This is a genomic window from Amycolatopsis sp. NPDC104775 (assembly GCF_055583325.1).
In genome coordinates, this window is sequence record NZ_JBVJOE010000001.1 from 1,102,743 (window position 1) to 1,125,659 (window position 22,917).

At 69.1% G+C, this 22,917-nt stretch carries 19 protein-coding genes; 9 read left to right on the forward strand and 10 right to left on the reverse strand.

Translation table 11 applies throughout. The annotated features are described in order from the left end of the window. Positions 1-96: 96 nt before the first annotated feature. Together ACZ63D_RS04795 and ACZ63D_RS04800 are read left to right on the forward strand one after the other, a co-directional pair. Positions 97-561, forward strand: a complete 465-nt coding sequence (locus ACZ63D_RS04795; protein WP_465352953.1) for a hypothetical protein — start codon at positions 97-99, stop codon at positions 559-561. Next, complete coding sequence (locus ACZ63D_RS04800; protein WP_465352954.1) at positions 558-1,598, forward strand: tyrosine-type recombinase/integrase; 1,041 nt, start codon at positions 558-560, stop codon at positions 1,596-1,598. The genes ACZ63D_RS04795 and ACZ63D_RS04800 overlap by 4 nt, the downstream gene beginning before the upstream one ends. Positions 1,599-2,447: 849 nt before the next feature. On the opposite strand, the gene ACZ63D_RS04805 is transcribed toward ACZ63D_RS04800, so the two are convergent. The 4 genes from ACZ63D_RS04805 to ACZ63D_RS04820 all read right to left on the reverse strand — a co-directional run bounded on the left by ACZ63D_RS04805 (position 2,448) and on the right by ACZ63D_RS04820 (position 5,554). Continuing rightward, positions 2,448-2,579, reverse strand: coding sequence for a hypothetical protein (locus ACZ63D_RS04805; RefSeq protein WP_465352955.1), 132 nt, complete (start codon positions 2,577-2,579; stop codon positions 2,448-2,450). Positions 2,580-2,886: 307 nt separating this feature from the next. Further along, positions 2,887-3,486 (reverse strand): permease-like cell division protein FtsX, encoded by a 600-nt coding sequence (locus ACZ63D_RS04810; RefSeq protein ID WP_465352956.1) that lies wholly within the window; start codon positions 3,484-3,486, stop codon positions 2,887-2,889. Between the two features lie 30 nt (positions 3,487-3,516). Continuing rightward, positions 3,517-3,984, reverse strand: a complete 468-nt coding sequence (locus ACZ63D_RS04815) for a hypothetical protein (protein WP_465352957.1) — start codon at positions 3,982-3,984, stop codon at positions 3,517-3,519. 124 nt (positions 3,985-4,108) lie between these two features. After that, positions 4,109-5,554, reverse strand: coding sequence for an alpha/beta hydrolase (locus ACZ63D_RS04820; protein ID WP_465352958.1), 1,446 nt, complete (start codon positions 5,552-5,554; stop codon positions 4,109-4,111). 85 nt (positions 5,555-5,639) lie between these two features. On the opposite strand from ACZ63D_RS04820, the gene ACZ63D_RS04825 reads away from it, so the two are divergent. From ACZ63D_RS04825 to ACZ63D_RS04845, 5 genes are all read left to right on the forward strand, one after another. Further along, a complete protein-coding gene (locus ACZ63D_RS04825) occupies positions 5,640-6,773 on the forward strand; it encodes a sensor histidine kinase (RefSeq protein ID WP_465352959.1) in 1,134 nt (377 codons plus the stop codon). Beyond that, positions 6,770-7,375, forward strand: a complete 606-nt coding sequence (locus ACZ63D_RS04830) for a response regulator transcription factor (protein ID WP_465352960.1) — start codon at positions 6,770-6,772, stop codon at positions 7,373-7,375. The genes ACZ63D_RS04825 and ACZ63D_RS04830 overlap by 4 nt, the downstream gene beginning before the upstream one ends. A gap of 403 nt (positions 7,376-7,778) precedes the next feature. Beyond that, positions 7,779-8,489 carry an STAS domain-containing protein gene (locus ACZ63D_RS04835; RefSeq protein ID WP_465352961.1) on the forward strand — a complete coding sequence of 237 codons (711 nt, stop codon included), beginning with the start codon at positions 7,779-7,781 and terminating at the stop codon, positions 8,487-8,489. Positions 8,490-8,522: 33 nt separating this feature from the next. After that, on the forward strand, positions 8,523-12,857 hold the full coding sequence (locus ACZ63D_RS04840) for a SpoIIE family protein phosphatase (protein WP_465352962.1): 4,335 nt from the start codon (positions 8,523-8,525) through the stop codon (positions 12,855-12,857). Next, positions 12,854-13,189, forward strand: coding sequence for an STAS domain-containing protein (locus ACZ63D_RS04845; protein ID WP_465352963.1), 336 nt, complete (start codon positions 12,854-12,856; stop codon positions 13,187-13,189). The genes ACZ63D_RS04840 and ACZ63D_RS04845 overlap by 4 nt, the downstream gene beginning before the upstream one ends. Positions 13,190-13,844: 655 nt before the next feature. Here the strand turns inward: ACZ63D_RS04845 and ACZ63D_RS04850 are convergent. Continuing rightward, positions 13,845-14,348 carry a hypothetical protein gene (locus tag ACZ63D_RS04850; RefSeq protein WP_465352964.1) on the reverse strand — a complete coding sequence of 168 codons (504 nt, stop codon included), beginning with the start codon at positions 14,346-14,348 and terminating at the stop codon, positions 13,845-13,847. A 278-nt stretch (positions 14,349-14,626) separates the two neighbouring features. Here ACZ63D_RS04850 and ACZ63D_RS04855 point away from each other — a divergent pair, with 278 nt between their 5' ends. Beyond that, positions 14,627-14,998 (forward strand): winged helix-turn-helix transcriptional regulator, encoded by a 372-nt coding sequence (locus ACZ63D_RS04855; RefSeq protein WP_465352965.1) that lies wholly within the window; start codon positions 14,627-14,629, stop codon positions 14,996-14,998. A 109-nt stretch (positions 14,999-15,107) separates the two neighbouring features. Here the strand turns inward: ACZ63D_RS04855 and ACZ63D_RS04860 are convergent, their stop codons facing one another. From ACZ63D_RS04860 to ACZ63D_RS04870, 3 genes are all read right to left on the reverse strand, one after another. Then, positions 15,108-17,396, reverse strand: a complete 2,289-nt coding sequence (locus ACZ63D_RS04860) for an ATP-binding protein (RefSeq protein ID WP_465352966.1) — start codon at positions 17,394-17,396, stop codon at positions 15,108-15,110. Positions 17,397-17,539: 143 nt separating this feature from the next. After that, positions 17,540-18,328, reverse strand: coding sequence for an SGNH/GDSL hydrolase family protein (locus ACZ63D_RS04865; RefSeq protein ID WP_465352967.1), 789 nt, complete (start codon positions 18,326-18,328; stop codon positions 17,540-17,542). Positions 18,329-18,439: 111 nt separating this feature from the next. Beyond that, positions 18,440-19,465, reverse strand: coding sequence for a helix-turn-helix domain-containing protein (locus tag ACZ63D_RS04870; protein ID WP_465352968.1), 1,026 nt, complete (start codon positions 19,463-19,465; stop codon positions 18,440-18,442). 150 nt (positions 19,466-19,615) lie between these two features. Here ACZ63D_RS04870 and ACZ63D_RS04875 point away from each other — a divergent pair, with 150 nt between their 5' ends. After that, positions 19,616-20,272, forward strand: coding sequence for a cutinase family protein (locus ACZ63D_RS04875; protein ID WP_465352969.1), 657 nt, complete (start codon positions 19,616-19,618; stop codon positions 20,270-20,272). A gap of 170 nt (positions 20,273-20,442) precedes the next feature. Here ACZ63D_RS04875 and ACZ63D_RS04880 read toward each other — a convergent pair whose 3' ends face one another. Together ACZ63D_RS04880 and ACZ63D_RS04885 are read right to left on the reverse strand one after the other, a co-directional pair. Continuing rightward, entirely contained in the window at positions 20,443-21,522 is a 1,080-nt protein-coding gene (locus tag ACZ63D_RS04880) for a DUF6801 domain-containing protein (RefSeq protein ID WP_465352970.1), read from the reverse strand. Positions 21,523-21,588: 66 nt separating this feature from the next. Then, positions 21,589-22,827 carry a DUF6801 domain-containing protein gene (locus ACZ63D_RS04885; RefSeq protein ID WP_465352971.1) on the reverse strand — a complete coding sequence of 413 codons (1,239 nt, stop codon included), beginning with the start codon at positions 22,825-22,827 and terminating at the stop codon, positions 21,589-21,591. Positions 22,828-22,917: the final 90 nt, after the last annotated feature.

Below are 22,917 nucleotides of genomic sequence, written 5' to 3' on the forward strand. Positions count from 1 at the left end.
GTTACCTCGCTGCAAACCCTGCGTATCCACTGAGGGATCTCAGCCTTCACCTGACCCGCTCGGCATGGACCTCTGGCGAGGCTCGCAGGTGGTCGGATGCCTGAGCCGCGACTCATGCCGCTGATCCCGCCCGCAGGCGCACGTCCGATCACGGCCAGCAGCACCCCCTCGCCGCCGGTGCCGTTGCCTGCGATCCGCCGACGTCTCCCCGAAGCTGCGTGGAGCTACGCGATCGCCAGGATTGACCGGTCCGGGCGCGTCGCCGAGCGGAGTCTCCTCCACAGCCTCGACTGGACAGCGGGCACCAGACTGTCCGTCGCGTCGTGCGACGAGTCGGCGGTGATGATCCGCCGAGACCCCGAAGGGGCCTTCGCCGTAGTCGGCGGCCCGCGGGTGAAGGTGCCCGCCGGTTTGCGGGCGCGATGCGAAATACGCACCGGCGACCCCCTGCTGCTGGCTGCCAGCCGTTCCGTAGATCTGCTCCTGATCTACCCCATGCCGCTCGTCGAGCAGCTTCTGGCCGCAACTCATCAGCGCTTCTCTCCTGAGGGACTGACATGAATACTCCCCACCGCTCCGCGGACATCGTCACAGCCGCTAAAGCACTCCTGGAGACCATGGGCGTTTCCCCGAAGGGTCTCGCCGGTCTTGACGCCAGGGCGGAGGCGATGCCGACTTTCGCTCAATACGTGCCGAAGGCACTCAAAGCCGCATCGTCCAGTTCCCGGGAGATGTGGGCTGTCTACCTGACTGTCGTGAAAGACGAGTGGCCGACGCGGCGCATCGACGAACCGACAGCCTCGGAAATCATGAACCTTTCGATCAAGGTCCAGGAACGATCGGTGCTTCGCCACAATTCGCGGAACGGCCTTGGCGCTCGCGCGAACTTCATCGATGCGATCAAGTTGCTCTACCGGTGCGCCGTCGCAGACCGCCTGATCACCCAAGACGAAAATCCTGCACGCGACCTGCGAAAGCCGGTAAGACAGAAAAGCACTCGACGCCCGCTCACGACAGCGCAACTCGCTGAGATCAACGAAGTCGCCGCGACCACCGGCGTCGACCCGGCGTTGAACTCACTGATCATCCGGCTGCATATCGAAACGGCATGTCGGCGAGGTGGCTCGAAGGCCTTGCGTCCCTGCGATCTCGACACCACGCAGCTCACTGTCCGGCTGAGAGAGAAGGGAAACACTGTGCGGGATCAGCCGGTATCGCCAAGTCTCATGGAGGCACTCGTAGCCCACACTCACTACAGAGCTCCTGACTACGACAAGACCACCCAATTGCTCCGTCATCGCAACGGAAAGCCGATCCCGGTCACCTACTACGACCAGCTCTGGAATCGAATAGGCCGAATCCTTCCCTGGGTTTCGACCTTGGGAGTCACCTCGCACTGGCTCCGCTATACGACACTCACGTGGGTCGAACGCAACTTCGGCTACGCCGTGGCAGCTGCTTACGCAGGCCACGTCCAAGCAAGTGGTCGATCCGGCAATACGCTGACCTACGTCAGCGCGACCATCGAGGAAGTCGCAACGGCACTCGTTGCATTGACAGGCGAACCACATCCTCTAGCGGCGACGGAACCTCGCTGACGCCTGCAGAGCGCAGACGGCGCGTGTCAAGCCTGGGGTCCTCCGCTCGCGAGCGGCGGACCCCAGGCAGGCAAATAGGTCAGTCGCGCAGGGCGTCCTGCACGAAGGCGGCGACCTGGCTGGCTCGGAGGTCGCGGCCTCGTCGGCACGTTCGGCGGGCGTGTCCACGCATCGCGCCATAGCTGCAAATCCGGCTTCGAGACCGGTCGCCGGACCCCGCCGGCGAACACCTCGCCCGGTCGCCCTGACCCGACAGTCGGACAACACTTGTCGGCAGAGACAGGGCAGTGCCTGTCAGTGAGCTTTTTTCGGGGGCCGGCCCCTCTTTTTTGCTACCGGGCCGCGATCGTGCTCCTCTTGGCCGTCGTGGCCGGACGTGCGGGACGGCCGGCCACGACGACGCACGGCCGAAGGCTGATCGTCGTCCTCATGCTCATGGTGTGTCGTCGCGTCCGGCTCTTCCTCGTCGCTCACGATGTCTCGCTCTCCGGGTCGGTCAAGACCGCAGCGCCGCGCTGCGCGGGGCTGAGTCCTGGGTGAACAGTTTGTGGCTCAACAAAGTTCGGGTCAGGCGTCGCTCCCACGCGGTCTGGGGGGCATGCCGTCAGCGCTGCGCCCAGCCGCTGGTCGTTGCCGTTCTCGGCGGTGATCTGTTACGGCAGTCCAATTTTGCCCGGCGTCGGGCAGACGACCGCGGCGATGCGCGTGGGCAACCTCGCCGCGCGGACATCGCCGTGCAGACCGGAAAGGACGTTGCCGCATCGTGTGTATCGGGCTCGACGTCATCAGGAAGCACTAGGCGCATTTCGTCCTCTCCCGATGTGCGTCCTGTCCGGCGGGGGGGGCGGGTCAGTCCTCGGGTGGGTCGGCCGCGTCGGGGGTGAACACCTGCCGGCGTTCCCCGCCCGCGCGAACGAACCCGAACAGCACCACCAGGTAAGCAATGGTGCACACCACCACCAGCCCTAGCACCAACCCCATCCGTGATTTCCTCGCCACCACGGCGGTGCTGCCCGGCGGGTTTTCCTCCGCTGCGTCCTGATCGCCCACGATGCGACTCGTCCCCCGTTTCTCCCCGGCCCCGACCGGGGCGGCGGCCTTCCGTCGACGGCCACGAAACCAGGAAGCGGGGCCACGCGGCGTAAGCACTACCCGAACGTGCAAGGACGCCACCAGCTCGACCTCCACCCCGGGTAACCCAGACGGGCAACGACGATCCGGATCGCTCCAGCAGCAGATCGACGGACCGGGTGCCGTTCGGCGTGCCGCCAGCTCGCTGCGCGCATGGTCAGCGAGGGTGTTCTCCGCTGGGCGGGCAGATGGGATCCCGGTCGCCCGGCCCGGTAATCCTCCCGCTGGAATAGGTGCTGTCGTTGACTTTTCGCGCCGAGGGGAACTGGACGCGGAACTGCTCGGCGATGCCCGCGGTGTCCGTCTGGTCCCTCGGCACCACAGTCACCGAGGCCGGCATGGCGTCCGCCGACGTCAGCTCCAGCAGCACTGGCTGGTTCGCGAACATCTTCCGGAACCTCGCGTAGCTGTCCTGCTTGGTCTCGGTGCAAGACCGCAGGACTCGAGGATCACCGCGCAACGCCCGGGCGACGGCAGCCATCTCAGCATCTGTGCCGACCATGACGGCCACGGTGTTGGCGCAGACCTCGCGGTCGCCGATCGGTACCGCACCCTCCGGCAGCGAATACCCGTCGACGTAGCGTCCATCGGACAACCACCAGCCCGAACCGCCCAGCACCGCGACGGCGGCCAGCACGACCGCCGCCGTCGCCAACCGGCACCGGCGAGCCCGGGACAGCGACGCGAACACCAGTGACGAGGCCGTCCTCCTGATTCCCTCGGGCTCCTGTCCCGCACCGGGGTCTCGGTCGTTCATCACGTTTGCTTGTTCTCTGAACGCGTCACCTCACCCTAATCGGAGTGGCTGGTCGCGGTCCTCGCGCGCGATGGAAGCAAAGTCGCCGAACACCGGGTACGGCTCCCAGTTCGCATCGATCGGCACGTCCCGATAGTCCTCGGCATGCACGGTGTTTCCTTGACGCAGCTCGCGGCGCACGACGCCATCGGGCTTCTCCCAGAAGATGTCCTCGATAAGAGACGCTTCATTCATCAAGTGAAATTTCCCGTCGTCCGGATACTCCCACCGCATCATGTGCCGCAGAAACAGGGTGTCCGGTTCCACGAGCCAGAACCCGTAGGATAAACGCGTGCTGCCATGGCCGTCGAAGAATTTGACCGTGATCCGGCAGTCCGCTTGCGGATTGATCTCCAGCACACAGTCCGGCTCGGACACGTCCCCGATGACCGCGCTGAACCACTTTCCCATGTTTTCGTAGCGGCGCTTCGCAGTCTTCTCCGTGATCGACTGCCACATGGCGCGATCATCACCGCCCCATGCGCGGCAGGATTGATCTCCACAGAGCGGGCGAGGCGGGGCTTGTCGTCGACGAGGTGAACTTCGTCTGGACTAACGCGTGAAAACACGCTCGGCCCATCGCTCAGTTCCAGCAGAAACTGTCGTGCGCCGGGCGGCGGCCGGTGGCGAGGTAAGCGCTCACGGCGTTGTTGCCGCACTGGTTCGCCCCGTTGAGGTATGCCACGTGACCGCCCTGGTCAGCCGTGACCAATCGGGCGCGGTCGCCGAGCGCCGCGCGCAGGCGAAGAGCGCCTGGCAGCGGCGTGGCGGGGTCACGCAGGTTCTGCAGCATCAGCACGTTCGCCGGGCCGCGATCGGTGATCCGCACCCGCGGTTCCACCGGCGACGGCCAAAACGCGCACGGCCGGATGTTGGCCGCGTACGGACCGTACATCGGAAACCGGACGCGATCGACAGCCACGTTGCGCTGGTAGGTCGCTACCTCCTCCGGCCACCGCGAATCACCGCAGACGACTGCGAGGTAGCCGGCCGCGAAGTTGTCGCCAGAGCCGGTGGCCGCCGCGTCCACCGGCTCGTTCACGTCGAGGTGGTGCCACAACTTCGCCAGAGCAGGCAGGGCTGCGTCCGCGCGCAGGAAGGCTGCGGTGATGGTGCGGAACGTCGTGCCGTCGTACCCCTGCACCGGCGCCCGGTCCAGGCGCTCCGCCAGCTCGAAGTACTTCGCCCGCACCGCTGCCTGGGTCGTGCCCAAGCCGTACTGCGCTGGATCAGCCGCGGCCACCTTCGCGAAGTCCGGGAACCGGGTTTCGAAGCCCTGCCCCTGGCTCCGCAGCGCCTCGACGTCGTAGCCGTCCGGGCCGAGGCTGCTGTCCAGAACGATCCGGTCGCTGCGGTCGGGAAACAGCGTCGTGTACACCGCGCCGAGGTACGTCCCGTAGGAGTCGCCGTAGTACGACAGCTTCGGTTCGCCCAGCGCCGTCCGGATGCGGTCCATGTCGCGCGCGGTGTTCGCGGTAGTCACGAAGGGCAGCGTCGACGCGGTCTTCGAGGTCAGGCACTGCCGGGCAACGGTCTTCGCAGCGCCGGCCGCCTTGGTCACGTCCGCCGGCCGGTACGGAAAAGGTGGGTTCACACTGGTCACCCGCTGGGCTGGGGTCATGTCGCAGGTCACCGGGGTGCTGTGACCGATCCCGCGCGGGTCGAACCCGATGATGTCGTAGGCGTCGCGAACCTGCTGCGGCAGCCCCGCGGCTGCGAGCGCGTCCGGGAAAGCCAGTCCGTCCAGGCCCGGGCCACCCTGGTTGACCAGCAGGACACCGCGGCGCTGAGCGGGTTTCGCGCTCGCCAGGCGCGAGATCGCCACGCTGATCTTCTGCTCGTCCGGGTGACGGTAGTCCAGAGGTACGTCGAGGGTCGCGCACTGCAGGCCGGGCTTGGCGACGTCGGCCGGACACGCTCCCCAGGACACCGATGTCCGCGGCGGCCCGGCCGCCGCGGACATCCCCGACACGACTGCGGTGACGGCGAAAGCCGTCGGCAGGAGCTTCCTCATGATGTTGTTCGCCATGGCTCTACCGCACCACCGCGCGGCCGGGACGCCCCGTGCCATCTGTCATGGGGCGTCCCCGGTGGTCAATGCCTAGGGTGTCGGGGTGGGCGATTCCGGCAGGTTTTCCGTGCGGCAGTGGCCGGACTGGAGCTTCTGGGGCGACCGGCGGCGCCGGGTCGCCCCCGTCATGGTGAACGGCCTCGCGCTGCTGGTACTGATCCCCCGGTGCGTCATGATCGTCCACGAGCCGCACGGCACTGCGCTTGTGGTGCTCGCGCTCGCCGCGATCACCTGCTACGGAATGAGCTACCTCTTCGCGCTGTGGCACGGGCCGTCGGCACCCCGGCGGGAGCGGGCGCTCATGGCGGCGGTGGTGTTCATCTTCGGCCTCGCCCCCGCCCTGATCTTCGGCTCCCCCGAATACCTGACCGATCTGACCTTCGCCGTCGCGCTTGGCCTGATGCTGCTGCCGCTGTGCTATTCGATTCCGCTCGGCTTCGCGACGGCGGCCGCCCAGCTCGTCTGGATGCGCGCCGGATCAGGGCACGTGAACTGGAACCAGGTCGCCACGCTCGGCGGTGTCACCGCGGCGCTCGCGATCGTCTTCGCGCTGACCTTCGCCGTCGGTCACCTGCGGGTCGCTCAGGCGCGGATCCGGCGGATGGCCGTGGACTCCGAACGCGAACGCCTCGCCCGCGAGCTGCACGACATTCTCGGCCACAACCTCTCGACGATGGCCGTCAAGCTGGGGCTCGCCCGGCGAGCCCTGGAATCGGGCGTCCACAGCGCGCTCGCGCTGAACGAGGTCCGCGATCTCGAAACGCTGTGCCACCAGTCGCTCGCCGATGTCCGCGCCACCGTCTCCGGATACCGGGAGATATCGCTGGCCGCCGAGCTTTCCGGCGCCCGGCTGGCCTTGCGCGCCGCGGGGGTCCAGGCCGAACTGCCGGCGTCGGTCGACGACGTCCAGCCCGAGCTCCGCGGCGTCTTCGGCTACGTCGTGCGGGAAGCGGTCACCAACGTCCTCCGGCACTCCAACGCGGGGCGCTGCCGGATCCGCGTCGGTCCCGGCTGGGTGGAGGTGACCGACGACGGGACGGTCAGCGGAGAACCGGAGCCCGGGCACGGCCTCACCGGCCTGGCCGAACGCATGGCCGCGGTCTCCGGCCGCCTCGAGCACGGCTGCGGCCCGCGCGGCTACCGGGTATTCGCCCGCGTAGAGGCGGCCCCGGCATGATCCGCGTCCTGCTGGCCGACGACCAGGCACTCGTCCGCGGCGCGCTGGCGTCGATGCTCAGCTTCGAACCGGACATCGAAGTCGTGGCCGAAGTCGGCTCGGGCGCCCAAGTCGTCCCGGCCGCCCGGCGCACGAACCCGGATCTCGCGCTTCTCGACGTGCAGATGCCCGGCCGCGACGGGCTGGCGGTCACCGCCGAGCTGCGGCGCGCGCTGCCTGCCTGCCGCGTGGTGATCTGCACGACGTTCAGCCGCCCCGGTTACCTCGCCCGCGCGATGTCCGCAGGCGCGGCCGGGTTCGTGGTCAAGGACTCCCGGCCCGAGCAGCTGCTCAACGCGATCCGCAGGGTCCACGCGGGACTCCGGTTCATCGACCCGGCTCTGGCGGCGGAATCTCTCGCCACGGGCACCAGCCCGCTCACCGACCGTGAAGCCGACGTACTGCGCGCCGCAGCCGAAGGCGGCACAGTCGCCGACATCGCACGTACGCTCGGCCTTACGCCAGGAACGGTCCGCAATCACCTGTCATCGGCTATCGGCAAGACCGAAGCCCGCACCCGCGCCGAAGCCGCCCGCCTCGCCGAAGCCAACGGCTGGCTGTAGGCCTTACCGCTTGAATTCGCGCTTTCAGGCTCCACGGCACCGCCGATAAACGTCGAGCAGCGCCGAAGATGCCGCACGTCGGCGTCGACGACCTCGCGGATTCTCCCCTATTCCAGAAAGAATGACGCGCATGGCTTGGCGCATCCGCGGAAAGCATCGCGGCAGATTCCGCGGCTCGCGCAAATAAGTGAAAAGCTCGTCGGCGGGCAACTCGATCGCGGCGGTGTGCTGGTAGTCAGTCGTGTTCACGCCGCCTCGGTCACCGGGAGACCCGAAGTGTCCGGATTACTCACCGCGGAGCGCGACCGCGGTTTGCCCGGCCACGGAACGGATGCGCGCGGTCTGACTCAAATTCTCGCCTTCAAGCCATTTCACACTGTGCTGTCCCGGGCACGCCATCACCATGGCCGATCCAGGAATTACCGAAATCTCGGGGCAAGCGGGAACTGTTGCGGGCCTGCGACGCGTATTGCTCGCATTCGGAGTCGGCGGCACGCTCGCGTGCATCGCCTGGATGGCAATGTCTCTCGCAGCGCTCATGCAGATGCCAGCTTGCAGCAGAACCAAGAATTCGCCGACGGCCCCGGTACGGACGCCGGAGAAGCGTGGTGACTCGTCCACAAAACTGTCCTCGCAACAGCAAACTCGTGAACACCCGATGATCCTTCTCGCGGGCCTTGCTCGACCGTCGGTTGTCGCGCGCGGCGGAGAACTGGCCGGTACTCTCGAGGTCGCCCGGCCCCTTCGGCACCGCGACCGGTGGCGGCACGCCAACGATGCAGTTCGGAGGACGCTCGTGACCGGTTCCGGCAAGTCGGTTGCCCCGCCGCTGAGCATCAGCACCGTCGCGGGCGACGGCTCGACCGCGGTCGCTGTCGAAGGAAATCTGGACCTGCGCACCACGCCCGTGCTGCACCGGCGATTGGATGCGCTGATGCGGAAACCTGGCACGAACGTCATCCTCGATCTGGAGAATGTGGAGTTTGTTTCCTCCGCCGCACTCAGCGAGCTCGTCGCCTCGCGCCACCGGGCACCAGCGCGACCGGACCGGTTTCGTCGTCGTGGCCACGCGTCGTGCCGTCCTGCGCGCGCCGCAGGCCACCTATCTGGATGAAATGCTGCACACCGCCGCTACCGTCGCGGACGCTTGAGCACTGCTCAAAACCGCCGCGACGGGGCGATCGCCGGGGCGCAGGCGAGGCGTGTGGCGGCGCACAACGCACTCTCCGCGTTCGAAGACGTGAAGGGACGGCTAGTGGATTCCTCGGGAAGGGACGAACGGGGCACCGAGGCGGCCGCAACAGCGAACGTCTTCGCCGCGGATGAGGAAATCGGCACGGACCTGGCCGAGGTGGAGTGGGCGGCGACGCCGCTGGGCGAACCGCGGTCGTGGCCGCAGAGCCTGCGGACCGCGGTCAGCATCCTGCTGTCGTCGCGGTTCTCGATGTGGATGGCGTGGGGCCCGGAGCTGACGTTCTTCTGCAACGCCGCCTATCGCCGCAACACGCTGGCGCGCAAGTACCCGTGGGCGCTGGGGCGCCCGGCCAGCGAGGTGTGGGCGGAGATCTGGGACGACATCGGACCGCGGATCGACAGTGTGCTCGCCACCGGCAAGGCGACCTGGGACGAGGCTTTGCTGCTGTTTCTGGAGCGCTCGGGCTATCCGGAGGAGACCTACCACACCTTCTCCTACAGCCCGCTGCGCGACGATGCCGGCGCGGTGGTCGGCATGCTGTGCGTAGTCAGCGAAGAAACCGAACGAGTCATCGGCGAGCGGCGCATGGTCACTCTGCGCGAGCTGGGCTCCGATCCCACCGTCGCACGCACCGAAGAGGAAACGCTCGGCTTCGCGGCCCGGCAGCTGGGGCACAACCGCTTCGATCTTCCCTTCACCCTCACTTACCTGTTCACCGACGAGGGCGGAGCCCGGCTGGCGGCCACGACCGGGATCGACACCGGCCACCCCGCCGCCCCGGCCAGCCTGCCGCTGGACGCCGGGGACGCGACGTGGCCGACAACGGCTGTGCGGCGCGGCGAGTCCGTGCTGGTCGCGCTGGCCAGGCCCGCGTTCGCCGGTCTGCCCGCCGGCCCGTGGGAACGACCGCCGACGCAGGCGATGGCGGTGCCGCTGTCGCAGCAGGGCGGCGCCCCGTACGGCTTCCTGGTCGTCGGGCTGAACCGCTACCGGCCCGCGGACGCGGACTACCGCGGATTCGTGGAGCTGGTCGCGGGGCATCTGGCCGCCGGGATCGCGAGCGCGCGCAGCTTTCGGGCCGAGCAGCAGCGGGCCGAAGAGCTGGCGGCCCTGGACAAGGCCAAGACGACGTTTTTCTCGAACATCAGCCACGAGTTCCGCACCCCGCTCACGCTGATCATGGGGCCGGTCCAGGAACTGGAGCAACGGCTGGCCGACGCCGACCCGGACACGGTCGAGGACCTCGCCGTGATCAAGCGCAACGGGCTACGGCTGGGCAAGCTGGTCAACACGCTGCTGGACTTCTCCCGGATCGAGGCAGGCCGGACGCAGGCCCGGTTCGTCCCGGTCGATCTCGCCGCGGCCACCGCGGAGCTGGCCAGCCTGTTCCGCTCGGCGGTGGAGAGAGCCGGGCTGGTCCTCGCCGTGGACTGCCCGCCGCTGCCCCAACCGGTGTACCTGGACCGCGGCATGTGGGAAAAGGTGCTGCTCAACCTGCTCAGCAACGCGCTCAAATTCACTTTCGACGGCACCGTCACGGTGAGCGTCCGCGCCGACAACACCGAAGCCGGCGCCGGTGCGGTGGTCACCGTGGCCGACACCGGCGTCGGAGTACCGGCTGGGGAAATACCCCGCCTGTTCGACCGGTTCCACCGGATCGAGAACACCAGAGCGAGATCCAACGAGGGCAGCGGCATCGGACTGGCCCTGGTGCGGGAGCTGGTCAGCCTGCACGGCGGCACCATCACCGCGGAGAGCAGCGACTCCGCCGACAATCACGGCACCCGGTTCACCATCCGGCTGCCTTTCGGCACCGGGCACCTGCCAGCCGACGCCGTCGGCCCGGAGGAGCCGCCGTCGGCGACTGATCCCCTAGTTTCGAGCTCCGTCGAGCCCTTCGTGCAGGAAGCCCTGCGCTGGCTGCCCGCCGAACAGCCCGGCGCGGCTCCCTCCTCGATCTTCGCCGGGGCGAACGAGACGGTGTCGCCGGCGGCCGATCGGGCAGCGTCGGCGACGGTGGTGGTCGCCGACGACAACTCCGACATGCGCGACTACCTCACCCGGCTGCTGGGCGCCGCCGGTTACCGGGTGCGCGCCGCTGTGGACGGGGCGCACGCCTTGGACGTCGTTCGCGAGGACTGCCCGGACCTGGTGATCAGTGATGTCATGATGCCCCGTCTCGACGGACTTGCGCTGCTCGCACGGCTGCGCGCCGACCCCCGGACCACCGCGGTCCCGGTGCTGCTGCTGTCGGCCCGCGCCGGGCAAGAAGCCTCCATCGAAGGCCTGCGGGCCGGCGCGGACGACTACCTGTTCAAACCGTTCTCCGCCGCGGAACTGCTCGCCCGGGCCAGGGCGACGATCGAGCTGGCCCGGCTGCGCAGCCATCAGGCCCGCTGGCGCACCGCGCTGATCGACTCGCTGCAGGAAGCGTTCTTCGTCTGCGACCAGTCCGGCACGGTCGTCGAAATCAACAGCGCGTTCACCGACATTCTCGGCTACGGCCCCGAGGGCCTGCCCTACTCTCCCCGGCAGCCGTGGTGGCCCGACCCCGGCACCGATCCCGACGGCTTCCGGCGCGCAGCCGACAGCTTCGCCAGCCTGCTCGCCGACGTGCGCGGGCACCACACCGTCCCGGTCCTTCACCGCGACGGCCGCCGGTTGTGGATCAGCATCGAGTTCAACCACGCCATCGACCCCGACACCGGTGCCAAAGTAATCGTCGGCACGTTCCGCGACGTCACCGTCGAACACCACGCGCAGGCACGCGAGACCGCCGTAGCCGCGCTGACCGTGCGACTGGCCGCCGCGACCAGCGTGCCCGACGCCATCGCGGGCGCACTGTCCGAACTGCGGACCCTGTGGACGGCCCGATCCGTGACCGCCGCCGTCATGACCCTGGACGCGCCGCCCGCAGTCAGCAGCACGGACCCGTCGGTCACGTCCTGGGACACGCTCAGCGAACCGCAGCGCGCGACGCTGCACGCGCTGGCCGAACGTCCCACGCTCAACCCGACTGCCGACCTCGGAACCGGCGACGGCAGCGCCGGAGCCGGGATCACCCTCCACCATCCCGACGGGCGCCTGGCCCTGTGGCTGCACCTGGACCGGCACCAGCCCTTCGGCGAACCGGACCTGCAGCTGCTCGCCACGCTCGCCGGCCACCTCGCCCAAGCACTGGCCCGCACCCACCAGGTCGAGCAGCAACGGGAAACGGCGCTCGCACTGCAACGCGCCATCCTCGGCCCGGCCCAGCTGCCCGCCGGATTCGCCGTCCGTTACGAACCCGCGGCCCGGCCGCTGGAAGTCGGCGGCGACTGGTACGACACCATCGCCCTTCCCGACGGCCGGACCGGCATCGTCGTCGGCGACTGCGTCGGACACGGACTGGCCGCGGCCGCGGTCATGGGCCAGCTGCGCAGCGCCTGCCGCGCCTTGCTCCTGCAACACGGCGCCCCCGCCCGCACCCTCATCGCGCTGGACCAGTTCGCCGCGGGCATCCCCGGCGCGTTCTGCACCACCGTCTTCTGCGCCACACTCGACTCCGCCAGCGGCCGCCTGACCTACAGCAGCGCCGGACATCCGCCCGCGATCCTCGCCCACCCCGACGGCACCGCACGACTGCTCGACCAGGCCGGAGCGTTTCCGCTCGCCGTGCGCCTCGGCGCGGCCCGGAACGAGGCCACCTGCACGATGCCGGCCGGAGCAAGCCTGCTGATGTACACCGACGGCCTCGTCGAACGCCGCCACCGTCCCCTCGACCAGGGCATCGAGGCCGCCGCCAGCGCAGTCCAGCACGGCCTCGATTTGCCCGTCGACGACCTCGCCACCCGGATCATGACGCAGCTCGCCCCGCCCGGCGGCTACGAAGACGACGTCGCGCTGCTGCTCTACCGCCACCCCGCGCCGCTCGAACTCGCCTTCACCGCCGACGTCGCCGAGCTCGCTCCCGTCCGCGACACCCTGCGCGCGTGGCTCGGACAAGCCGACCTGCCTGCCAGCACAGTCCAGAGCGTGCTCGTCGCAGCCGGCGAAGCGGTCGCCAACTCCATCGAACACGCTTCCCGCGACACCGTCTCCGCCCAAGTGCGCTTGAAGGCCGAACTATTCGGACCTGACCTGCACCTCACCGTCTCCGACACCGGCCGATGGAAAACCCCGCAACGACACCTCGACACCCACCGCGGCCGCGGCATCACAGTGATGCACGCGATGATGCAGCACGTCACCATCACGTCCGACGACACCGGAACCACCGCCCACCTGCAGACGAGGATCGCCCGATGACCCCGCTCGCCCTCACCCCCGGCCGACACTCCGACGGCGCCATGCTGGTCACCGCCGTCGGCGAAATCGACACCAGCAACGCCTCACAACTCGCCAATGCCCTCGACGCCACTTCCGAACGGATCGTCGTGGACCTCACCAGCGTCCCCTACCTCGACAGCGCCGGCCTGAACGTGCTCTTCACCCATACCGAACACATCGAACTCATCCTCAACCCGCTCCTGCTCCCCCTCGTCACCCTCACCGGACTGGCCGACCTCGTCACCGTCCACATCTCCCCCGCCACAACACCCGAACCGCCCGACAACGACGAACAGAGCACACCGGCGTGATCGATTCGGGTCCGTCTCACCGACACCGAGCGCGGAAAATCCTTTCACCACCGCGATTGCCGCAGAAGAAAGCCATCGCTACCTTCGTCAGCCGGCTCGCGGCATTGGGCCGCCCGGGTCAAGCCAGTCGACCCACGAGGCGCCTTTCGGGGTGAAGCCGAACCGGACGTTCGGATGCGCTTCCCGCCATGCCCGGACGGCGGGGTGGTGTGGGTGGACAGCTTGTCCAGCACTACGTGGACCTCCTTGCCCCATGAGGTTTCACCGCATTCTTCAGGAAAGCCAGAAAGTTCGCGGCGTCTCGAACGAGGTAGCACTCTCCGATGACCTCCTCGGTGCCGACGTTCAACTCGGCGAACAGGATGGGCACGCCGTGCCGCGCGGCGGCCCGCTCGGCTAGCGCAATCGAGCACGCTGCCCTGCGACGCGAGCAGGCCGCGATCGGGAAGGTCCGGGCGTGAACACGCGCCGCGACGATGGTGTGGTCACGCTGCTACGTCGCTCGCAGACGGTCGAACGCAACGTCTGCCACGACCTCCGCGCAATCGCGCTCCGGGCGCATCCGGCGAAGCACGACTCGCGTCACCTGCTCCAGGCTCGCCGCACGCGGGAAAGGCGAGGTGTAGCGAAACGCGCGCGCTGTACGACTTCATTACTATGAGCTCGGTCCACGGCGAGGTTTTCGCGTTGCTGCGGCGATAGCGCGACGAGATCGACAGCGAACCACTGTCGGTGCCGATCGACCTGCCCGCGCTGCAGGCCCGCCGGCCAGCTGAAAGGCGAACTCCTCCGCCATCAACTTGTCTGCTTCGCAGCGGCGCGCAACCGTAACTGGCAAGCATGGACCGGCTACCTCAGCGTCCTCGAGAAAGACGTGGCCGAGTTCGTGGAAGTGGATGTGCCGGGCATGTCCGCGCTCGACGTCGCGGATCACGACGATGTAGTCCGCAGCCTCGGTTCTCAGCGGCATGCCGGTGGGCATGGTTCCCGCCATGTCGCCGCGCATCAACCGGATGGGCTTGTCACGGAGCCTGTTCAACCGGTCGACCAAGGCGTTCATGCTGAACGGCCGCGGGAGCGGAATCTCGCTGACAATTCTCACGACCTCGGCGACCCTGCTCGGCTCCAGGCTGGGCTCTTCCGTTCGCTTCGCGCGCATTCCCCGTCCTTCTGAACTCGGCCCGACGGCCGATTTCCCTCTCGGCGTGGCCCGGGTCGGCGGCCTGCTCCTGGCCTCCGGCCCAAGCCACGCCTTGTGCGGCGCCAGGCGGTCAGTCCCGGCTGCGGCCTGCCTACCAGGCAATCCGCCGACTCACGCAAGTGACGGGTGCCGACTCACGCAGGGATGTTCCGGGCTGCTTTCACTCGTTAGGCGCAGCAGGAAGCGAGTTTGCGGCTCAGCGAGACACCGCCGCGCGGATCGTGTTAGCTGAGAACGTGTCGAGGCAGAACATGTCGTACCAGAAGACCTTCGAGTCGACGGTCGAGATGCTCCGAGGCCGGTGGATGATCGTAGTGCTGGCCGCCCTCTCCACCGAGGACAAGCTCCAATACCGCGACATTCGCGACCGGGTGAACGAAGGCGAAGTGCGGCAGGACAACGGTGACGACGTCAGCCCTCTGTCGGACCAAAGCCTCACCAAGACGCTGAAACGAGCTCAAGACAACGGGCTCGTGCGCCTGCACGCCGACGAAGGCCACTTCAAGCCGACCTGGTACGAACTGACCCGGAAAGGCGCGGAAGCCTTGCGGGCCGTCCGCCCGCTGATCGAGTGGATGCACCGGTACGAAACGACACCGAGCCGCTAGCCGACGACCGCAGGTCAGCGAGCCTGCCTGGTGTAGCCCGCGTTGATCCGGTCGCGCCCCTGGCCTTTGGCGAAAAACAGCCGATTGTCCGCCGCGAGCAGCAGCTGGTTCAAGCCCTCTTCCCGTTCACCCAGATCGCGACCTGGGTCCGGTTCACGAAATCCAGTTTGTTCATGATGTGCTGCAGATGCGTCTCGGCGGTGCGTTGCGCGATGACCAGCCGCGCGGCGATTTCGCGGTTGCTCAGGCCCGCGGCGACCAGGTCGGCGATCTCCGTTTCCCGGCGGGTCAGCGGGGCCAGCGACGAAGGGCGTCCGGCAGGTGCCGGGCGGGACGGGTCGGAAAGGGTCAGCAGGTCTCGCGGGTTTCGCTGTTTCCCCGCGGCGAAAGCGTTTTCGAACTCGGCGTCGCTGAGTGCGTCGCGGGTGGCTTTGATCATTTCCCGGTGCGGCATGGCCACCGCGACGTCCGGTTCGCTGCCGCAGCGTTCCCAGAGGGCGGCGGCGGTGCCGAACAAGCCAGCAGCGCGCGCCGCGTCGCCGCGTTTCGCTGCGACCCAGGCGAGGCCGTCGACGCGGTAGGCGGCCGACAGCACGTCGGGGCCATCCAGATCGATGTGCAGTGCCTCGCGCAACGCGCGTTCTCCGGCGTCGAGGTCGCCGCCCAGCCAGACCTCGACGACGCCCAGCCCGAACAGCGCCATCGAGCGGTACCGCTTGTCGCCCGCCTCCGCGCATTTCTGCCGCATCTGCCCCAGCAGGTTCCTGGCCCCGGCCAGATCTCCGCGGTAGGCCATGGCGATGCCCTGCAGGAACATCGGGTGCATTTGCCGGCGCGGGTCGTTTCGCTCGCCGAAGATCCGCACCGCCTCGGCGGCGTTTTCCAGGACGTGCGGTTCGACCACGAGCATCGCCACGAAAGCCTCGGCGTGGGCGACGAACGGGGCGGCGTCCTCGTCCTCGGCGGCGGCCGCCAGGTCGAGCCGCTGCCGTGCCCGCGGAACGTCAGCGTGCAGTGCCGCGCACAGGGCCGCGATGGCTTGTCCTCTCGCCCGGCCCGGGGCGTCGGGCGCGAGCGCCGCCAGCGAGCGGTCGATCCATTCCCGCAGTTCCCGGGCGGCTCCGCGCGCTGCCCAGTATTCGACGAGGCAGGTGGACATGCGCAACGCGACGAGTGCGTCCTCGGGGGTGCGCAGCGACCACGACAGGGCGGCCCGGATGTCGGCGTGCGACTCCGAAAGCCGGGCCAGCCAGTCGTCCTGCCGCGGGCCGAACCATTCGGCGTCCGCTTGGGCGAGCAACCGGTCGTGGTGGTCGCGGTGCCGGCGCGCGAACAGTTCGGCCGTTCCGGCGGCGGCCAGGCGTTCCTGCCCGAATTCGCGCAGGACGTGCAGCATCCGGTAGCGCACCCGGGTCTCGCCGTCGACGCGCATCAGGACCGACTTGCCGACCAGGCCGTCGACGGCGTCCAGCACCGCCGACTGGTCCAGGGCGGTGCCTTCGCTGCCGCGGGTCTCGGCGAGTTCCTCGGCAGCGGATAGGTCGAAGGGACCCGCGAACACCGAACAGCGTTCCCACACCGCGCGTTCGGCGCTGTCGCACAGGGAATAACTCCACTCGACGGCGGCGCGCAGGGTGCGATGCCGGTCCGGAAGGGTCCTGGCGCCGCTGGTCAGCAGCGTCAGGCTTTCCCCGACCCGTTCCGCGATCTGCCGCGGCGACAACGTGCGCAGCCGGGCCGCGGCGAGTTCGACGGCGAGCGGAAGTCCGTCCAGCTGACGGCACACGCGCACCACGTCCCGGGTGTTGCTCGCGGTGAGCCGGAAGGACGGCACTACCGCCGACGCCCGGTCCGCGAACAGCCGGACGGCGTCCGAAGCGAGCGCTTCGTCCGGGTCGGCCACCTCGGCCGCGGGAACGGCGAGCGGGGCGATCGGCAGCACGCACTCCCCCGCGATGTCGAGCGAGCGACGGCTGGTCGCGAGGATCGCCAGGTGCGAGCAGCGGCGCAACAGCATCGCGGCGAACTCGGCGCACCCCTCGACGAGGTGTTCGCAGTTGTCCAGCAGGAGAAGCAGCTTCCGTTCGCGCAGATACGCCAGCACCGCGTCCTGCGCACTGCGGTCGGCCGTGTCGTGCAGGCCAAGGCAGTCGGCGACGACCTGCGCAAGCAGGCTGGCGTCCTGCAGCTCGGCGAGCGGGACGATCGCGACCCCGTCCGGGAACGCCCGGGTGAACGCGCTGGCGGCCCGCCCGGCCAGCCGGGTCTTCCCCACCCCGCCCGGCCCGGTCAGGGTGACCAGCCGGTACTGGCCGAGCAGCCGCCGCACCTCGTCGTCGGCGCCGGCTCGGCCGACGTAACTCGTCAGCTCCGCCGGCGCGGCCGCGCCGTCCGCCATCGCTCCCACCCCCGCCGCTGTCCGGGACCGGCCCATTCGACCCGAACCCGGGGCCATTGTCCATGCGGGAGGACCGGGACGACCGGGACGACCGGGTCGGGCGAGGCGGGTGGGACGGCGAACCGGAGGCGGGAGCGGCGAGGTCAGGCAGTGGCCGCTTCGAGCGCGGGATAGTAGCCCTTGGCCTGTCCCCGCGCGCTGGGGTGGAACGACTCGACCAGGTTGAGCCACTGCACGTTGTTGATCCACGGGTTCGGCGCGCAGACGCCGTGGTCGGCGAAGTTCTCCCGGACGTCGCGGTACCGCAGGCCGTTGGCCGCGGCCCGGTCGGAGACGACGGCCGCCAGCTCGTCCGCGCCCTGGTTGAGAGCCGTCCGTTTGGTCTGGCTCATCGAACAGCGGACGGTTCCCGGCGCGAACAGGTGCGGATACCCCATGACGATGATTTTCGCCTGGGGTGCACGGCTTTTGATCGCTTGATAGGTCTTGTCCAGTTTTCCGGGCAGGGTCGCACGGGCGTCGGCAGCGCTTTTGTCCACGGCATTCGCGCACGCCTGGTCCGAGCCAGTGACGCAGGTGACCATCAATCCGGCGAAACCGACGTCGTTGCCGCCGATGGAAATCGTGACCAGCGCGGTGCTCGCGTCGAGGGCGCCGAGTTGTTTGTCCAGCACGTCGGCAGTGGTCGCCCCGCCGCAGGCGGCGAAGGTGAAAGAACTCGGCGAATGCGCGTTCGCCCACAATTGCGGATAGGCGTTGGCGCTGCGGTAGCACTGCCCGCTGGAACCGTAGTCGCCGGCTCCGGTTCCGGCCGCGTAGGAATCTCCCAGCGCGACGTACTTTCCCATGTCCGCCCAGGCCGGAGCGGCGAGGGCGGTGCACACGGCGGAAACCGCCGCGATCGTGAACGACGCTGTCCGAACGAATCGCACCAGATGCCTCCAAAGCGTCAAGGCCAGCATTCGCTGTCCTGATCGAAAACCGGGGCCAGCATGCCCGGCCCGCGCGGCGATCGCGTCCGGGAAACTACGTACGTCCCCCTTTTATCCGGCCGGGCGAAGCTTGCGCGCCCGCAGCGAAATCTCGAGGCCGAACCGTTCCTCCGGATCGTGCAGCCGGTCGCCGAAAAGCGTGGTCAGAGTCCGCAGGCGGTTCCGGACCGTTTGCGGGTGCACGCCGAGGATCGCGGCGATCTCCGGGGCGCTGCCGCTCGTGGTGAGGAAGGCGAGCAACGTCTCCGCGGCCCGTTCCCGCGCCTTGCGCGTCAGCACGTCGAGCGGGGCGAGGCTGCTCGTTTCCAGCGCCGAGCGCAGGACGTCGTCGGCGAGCAGCCAGTGCGTGGTGAGGTGGTCGTCCCAGCGGACCGGGCGCGCGTCCGGGAGCACTCCGCGGCGAAGCAGGCTCAGCGTGCGGCGAGCCCAGCGCAACGACCTCGCGGTGTCCTGCGGCGCGACCTCAGGCCCGATCGCGGCGCGGACCCCGAAATCCGGCACCGGCGCCGAGGCGGGCAGGACCGCCCACGGCTCCGGTGCGCGAAGGTCGCACAGCACGTCCTCCGTGTTTCTCGGGGCACCGGTGTCGAGGGCCACCGCGACGACGGTGTCGGGGAGCGGCCAATCCGCCTCGCGGGCAAGTGCGTCGAGCACCGTCGGCCGGGGTTTGCCGAGTTCGGCCAGCAGCCGGGCCCGGGCACGCCCGCGATCGCCCGCGGCCGCGACCCGGGAGCCTTCGGCCGCCAGCCGGGCGATCGCGTCGACCCCGGTCAGCAAACGTTCGACAGCACCGGCGAAATCCGGCGAACGGGCGAGCACCGGAAGCACCCGGCGCGCGCCCGCGGTGAGCGCGCGATGCAGGCGGTCGAGATCGCCCGTCGCGCGCAGTTCAGCGGCCCCGAGGGCGCGGAACGCTTCGGCCCCCAGTGGTGCGGCAGCGGGGACGCTGGCCGAGGCGCGGCCGAGGACGAACGCGAGAAACCGCGTCGCACCGCGGTCGAGCAGCGGTGCGGATCCGGGCAACCGCCGGCGGACCTCGTCGAGCACTGCCGCCGCGACTGGCTCTTCGGTGAGCATGTCCGGATCGTGGCCGCCGGGGCTGCCCGGAGGCGTCGTCGAAATTACGCATTTTTCGCGCGTACGCAGAATCGCCGATGCGGACCGGGCGCCGGCGCCGCCAGACTCCGTTCGTTCGCACCGTCGCGATCTTGAGAAAAGGTGATCCGGATGCGCTTTGCCCGTCCCGCCGGCCTCGTCGCCGCCCTTCTCGCGAGCACCGGGATCCCCGTGCTCGCCAGTCCCCCCGCCGGGGCCGCCGCCTGCACCGACGTCGACGTCGTCGTCGCGCGGGGCACCGGCGAATTCGGCACTCTCGGGGTGATCGTCGGCGACCCGGTCTTCGCCGCGCTGCGAGCCGGCCTTCCCGGGAAATCGGTGAGCTCCTACGCCGTCGAGTATCCGGCCAGCCTGCAGCCCGATTCCGCTTCCCGGGGAAACCAGGACCTCGTCGACCACGTCACCAGCCAGGCCGCGGCGTGCGGGAACCAGCGGTTCGTGCTCGTCGGCTACTCGCAGGGCGCGAACGTCGTCGCGAACTCCGTGGGCGTCAGCAGCGAAGGCGCTCTCGTCGGCGGCCCCATCGTCGCGACCATCCCGCCGGAGGTCGCGCCGCGGGTGGCCGCGCTGCTGATCTTCGGACCGCCGATCGCCAAGCTCGGCAAGCACATCACCGGCGAGTACCAGGACCGGACCAAGGAATTCTGCGCGGCAGGCGACCCGGTCTGCCGTCCGGACGGGACGAACATCCTCGCCCACCTCAGCTACGGGCGCAAGGCGGGCGAAGCGGCGGCGTTCGCGGCCGACCGGGTCAACGGCGGGGAGTAGCTCCGCGAAGGACCGCGGAAGGCCAGCTGGCCTTCCGCGGTTCTTGTGGTCCTTTGTGGACAGTACACTTGCGACGATCGCGACCACGCGCGACGGGGCACGATGCCAGCCAGGATCACCAGCTGGCACCGTGCCCCGTCTCCGAGCCCCCGGGTCTGAGCGAACCTCGATCAGCGCGCGGTCAGCGCGACGGTGAACGTGTTGCCTTCTCCTTGAAACAGCGAGCTGAGGTAAGCGGTGAACGCCCCGCAGCCGGTCAACGGCGGGATCGCGTACGTCCCGCTCACCGGCCCGCCGGTCGCCAGCGCGAATCCCCCTCCGGTGCGCAGGTCGACCGGGATCGAAGCGCTCGCCCGGCAGCCCGCGTCCGCGACCGGCACCCCGAACAGCGACACCTGAGGCAGCGCGAGAGCGAGCTTCGCGTGCGTGACGAACCCGCCGTCGCCGAGTTCGCCGGTTTGCGGACCGTCCGGCGTGAAGCGCAGATCAGCGGTGCCCGGCACGAACCCGAAGAGCTTGAACTCCGCGCGGGCCGGGTCGAACGCCGGAGTACTGCTGAACGACGGCTGCGTGACGACAGCGAAAGTCCCGGAGAGGGGTGCCGTCGTCCCCAATGCCTTCAACGTCGTCGTTCCGGCGAAGCCGAAGTTGTACGCACTCTGCGCGGTGCCGACGTCGAAGCTCAGCAGCACCGGATCCTGGCCTGGATCGAGCGTGCAGTCCGAGGTGAACGAGCCGAGGCCGGTGAACGAACCGTCGGCCTTCTTCGGCGTGAGCCGCGTGCTGAACCCGCCGAGGGTGACCGTCGCTTTGCCCGCGTTCGGCACCACGATCTGCGGCACCGAGCCGGTCGCCCGCACGGTGGCCGGACCGGAGGGCGGCAGCGCCGCTTTCGGCACGGTCAGCGGCACGTCGACCGGTGTGGTCAGCGGACCGTTGGCCAGCGTCACCCCTGCGGACGCCGTCCCTTCGATGCTCGCCGCGCCGACCAGCGCCAGGCCGCGCACGGCCTTGTCCGGCACGGTCACCGCGACGGCGAGATCCGAGGTCGTGAGCGGGCCGCCCGGCGCGGACGGAAGGTCGAACGACGCCTTCACCTCGACATTCAGCTTCTGCAGCCCGATCAAGGGAAACGGGCAGGTATAGCTCAGCACCTTGTCGACCTGCGTCGCCGCGGACGCGGGAGGGGCGACCGCGGAAACGGCCAGGCAGGCCAGGCCCGCCGCGAGCAGCGACCGGGTTTTCGGCACGGGTTCCCCCTTTCCGGGGCATGGAGCCGGTCCCCGCCGCGACGCGACGGGGACCGGCGGGTCGGGCTACTGCTGCCGCGCGAGGTTCAGGTCGAGCGTGTTGCCGTCGCTCTTGGCGAACGCGCTGATCCAGTCGTTGAACGAGCCGCAGTTCTGGAACGCCGACAGCGAGTAGGTCCCCGACAGCTTGCCGCCCTTGAGCAGGTCGAAGCCGTCGCCGGTGGTCATCTCGCTGGTCGAGGGGCTGACCGTGCCGCACTTCGGGTCGGTGCTGATCGGGAAGCCGAACAGGTTGACCGTCGGCAGGAAGACGTCGAACTTGATGTGCGCCTTGAACCCGGTGCCCACCAGTTCACCGCTCTGGGTGCCGTTCTGCACGACCTTGACGTCCGCGCTGCCCGGCAGGAACCCGAGCAGCTTGAAGTCGGTCTTGGTCGGGTTGAGCTTCAGGTCTCCGGTGAACTTCTTGGCCGCGATGTCCACGTCGGCGTCGAACCCGCCCTTGATCGGCGCGGTGCTGCCGAGCGCCTTGAGCGAGGTCTTCCCGTCGATGCCGAACACGAACTTGGTCCCGCCGGGAGGCGGGGTCGCCGAGGTCGGCGGCGGAGTGTCCGAGGTCGGCGGCGGCGTCGCGGAGGTCGGCGGCGGGGTCTCCGACGACGAGGACGGAGGCGGCGTGGCCGTCCCGCCGTTGATGGTGATCGTGGCGAGGGTGTTGTTCTGGCCCGGGTCCTGGGTGCACGGCGCGTTGATGGTGCCGTCCGGGGTGATCCCGGTGACCGAGCCGTCCGCCTTGCGCGGGGTGACCTTGAGCGCCAGGTCGCCCACGGTGATCTTCGCCTGGCCGGGCTGGGTGAACGTCAGCGACGGCGTCTTGCCGGTCGCGTTGATGTTCATCTCGCCCGAGGGCGGGATGTTCGTCTTGTCCAGCGCGATCGGGACGCTGACCGGCAGGTCGAGGCCCGGGGCGGCCACCTTCGCGCTCGCGGTCGCGCTGCCCTCCAGGGTCGTGGCCCCGATCAGGCCGAGGCCGCTGACCGTGTCGGCGTTGATGGTCGACACGGCCTTGATGTCGAAGGCCCCGGTCGCCTGCCCGGCGTTCACGTTCGTGGGCAGATCGGTGTTGATCACCACCTTCAGCGACTGCGAACCCACGAGCGGGAAAGTGCAGTGGTAGTTCAGCGTCAGCGAGATCGGGTCGGCGGCACTGGCCTGCGCCCCGACGACCAGCGCGGCGGCGACGAGCCCCACCGCACCCGAGGCCGCCGCGGCGGCCATCTTCTTCTTGCCTCTTGGGTGACTCACGATGGTCCTTCCGAGTATCAACAGTGATACGAAAAGGCGGAGCGTTTTAAACCGGAAATCGCTACCGTTCAGCAAGCTAGCGAGCACCGG